This is a genomic window from Neisseria sp. P0009.S007, from assembly GCF_051962515.1.
The window spans coordinates 3,862-6,032 of the sequence record NZ_JBQCVF010000098.1 but is presented as its reverse complement, the minus strand read 5'-3'; the positions used below and the strand labels follow the sequence as shown (position 1 = coordinate 6,032).

Sequence of the window (2,171 nt, the reverse complement as noted above, 5' to 3'; positions counted from 1 at the left end):
GTGTTGACCAATTCCAGTTGGGTTTGTTGGCGCAGTTTTTTATCGAGTGCGCCCAAAGGTTCGTCAAGCAGCAGGATTTTAGGACGTTTCGCCAGGCTGCGTGCCAAAGCGATACGTTGTTGTTGGCCGCCGGAAAGTTGGTGCGGCTTGCGTTTGGCGTATTTGGTCATTTGCACCAGGCGCAGCATTTCTTCCACGCGGGCATCGATTTCGCCTTTAGGCATTTTGTCTTGTTTCAGACCGAAAGCGATATTTTGCTCAACGCTCATGTGCGGGAACAGGGCATAGCTTTGGAACATCATGTTGATTGGGCGCTCGTACGGAGCAAGCTTGGTAATGTCTTGGCCGTCGAGAATGATTTTGCCCTGATTTGGGCTTTCCATGCCTGCCAACATGCGCAGCAGCGTAGATTTGCCACTGCCTGAGCTGCCCAAAAGGGCAAAGATTTCATGTTGGTAAATGTCCAAGTCGATGTTATCGACAGCGTAATTGTCACCAAACTTTTTCACCAAGCCTTGGATTTGCAGATAAGGTTTGGCTGAAGACGCAGTGGTTGCGGTCATAATGGCAATACTCCAAAAAGAAAGACGAGTACCGGCAAAACGGATTTTCGAATGGGTGATAAAAAGCTGTTTGATTGCTGGCGGGAGCCGGACGGAGGCCGTCTGAAACTCTTGTAAAGCGCACGGGCAGCGTGGATAGAAAGCAGTTTAAGCCTAAGCTTTTGCTCTCGGCAAACTCGATATTATATTAGCCTAAGCCTCATAGGGGCAATATGAAATTGCTTGTATCGGCTGATTTGAAACAAATATGAAAGGAAAGGCAGGCAGGGGAACAGGATAGCGAAAATGGGTAACGTTGTTTTTCTGCACAAAGTGGCTTAATTGTTATTTATATGTCTTAAATAATTATTCAAAATAGAATAAAATACGCAAATTGCATTTATTTGCTAAAACCATAATGGATCACGTTTTATATCGGGAGAGGCGGGTTTGCTCAAAATTGAAACTAAATCCGCTATATAAATAAAAGGGAAAACATGAGTATCAAAGAATGGCCTGAAGGGGAACGGCCGCGCGAGAAGCTCTTGGCGCATGGTGCGGCGGCGTTGAGTGATGCGGAGTTGCTGGCGATTTTGTTGCGTGTCGGAACGCGCGGTATGAGCGCGGTCGATTTGGCTCGTTATTTGTTGAGCGAGTTTGGCAGTTTGGGGAAGCTGATGAGTGCGGATGCCAAAACACTCGCTGCTTATAAGGGCATGGGCTTGGCGAGCTATACTCAATTTGCAGTGGTCAAAGAAATCGGGCGGCGGATTTTGGGTGAGGATTTGCAGGAGCAGATGGTTCTGTCAAACCCGAAATCGGTTGCGGATTATCTGCGCCTGCATCTTGGGCATGAAAAAATCGAGGTCAGCGTTGCTTTGCTTCTCAACCGTCAAAATCAATTGATTGCGGTACGGGAATTGTCGCGTGGTACGGTGGCGGAAAACACGGTTTATATCCGTGAAATCGTCAAATTGGCATTGGATGAATACGCCGACAGTTTGATTTTGGCACACAATCATCCGGGTGGTTCGGGAAGGCCGTCTGAATCTGATGTGCAGTTTACAGAGCGTTTGAAACAGGCTTTAAGTTTGGTCGATATTACGCTGTTGGACCATTTTATCGTGACGGCAAAAGAAACCTGCTCTTTGCGCGAACAGGGCTATATGTAAGGATGAATGTTCAGACGGCCTCAGTAGGATTGGTTACCTTACTGAGGCCGTCTAAAGGATTATTGCGCTACTTCGTCGGATGAATCTTCCTTATAGACGATTTCTTCCGATTTTGGCTTTTCTTTGCTCTTTTCCTTCTCTTTTTCTTTATCCTTGTCTTTTTTACTGTCGGGAATGGCGGCATCAATCACTGCCCCCGTTCCTTTGACGACCAATTTTCCGGCAGTCAGGACGGTTGTGGCAGCCAAATCGACAGCCGCGCCTATAACGCAGCCGTTAAGCGTCAGACAAAGGGCAAGTGCCGGAAGCAGGCGTTTTGTGCATCTCAATGACTGCATCCGCAGTGTCCTTCATGATGATGGCCGCATCCGAGTGCTTCTTGCCAAGCATCATCATCGCCGTCAAATTCTTCAACTTCGTCAAATTCGCCGTTTTCTACCATGCTTACCAGCTCTTC

Annotated in this window: 3 protein-coding genes; 1 reads left to right on the top strand and 2 read right to left on the bottom strand. The window is 47.5% G+C overall.

The features are described from left to right. Positions 1-563 (bottom strand): ABC transporter ATP-binding protein (locus ACTHS3_RS09075; RefSeq protein ID WP_440367747.1); only part of this gene is annotated, 563 nt, incomplete at its 3' end. Positions 564-1,039: 476 nt separating this feature from the next. Between ACTHS3_RS09075 and radC the strand changes: the two genes are divergently transcribed. Further along, positions 1,040-1,714 carry a RadC family protein gene (radC, locus tag ACTHS3_RS09070; protein WP_039862480.1) on the top strand — a complete coding sequence of 225 codons (675 nt, stop codon included), beginning with the start codon at positions 1,040-1,042 and terminating at the stop codon, positions 1,712-1,714. 59 nt (positions 1,715-1,773) lie between these two features. Here the strand turns inward: radC and ACTHS3_RS09065 are convergent, their stop codons facing one another. After that, positions 1,774-2,052, bottom strand: a complete 279-nt coding sequence (locus ACTHS3_RS09065) for an NF038104 family lipoprotein (protein ID WP_004520788.1) — start codon at positions 2,050-2,052, stop codon at positions 1,774-1,776. Between the last annotated feature and the right edge of the window lie 119 nt (positions 2,053-2,171).

Bases quoted from the DNA above. Each gene is read 5' to 3' on its own strand.
- radC (WP_039862480.1), top strand. From the start codon at position 1,040: ATGAGTATCAAAGAATGGCCTGAAGGGGAACGGCCGCGCGAGAAGCTC.
- ACTHS3_RS09065 (WP_004520788.1), bottom strand. From the start codon at position 2,052: ATGCAGTCATTGAGATGCACAAAACGCCTGCTTCCGGCACTTGCCCTT.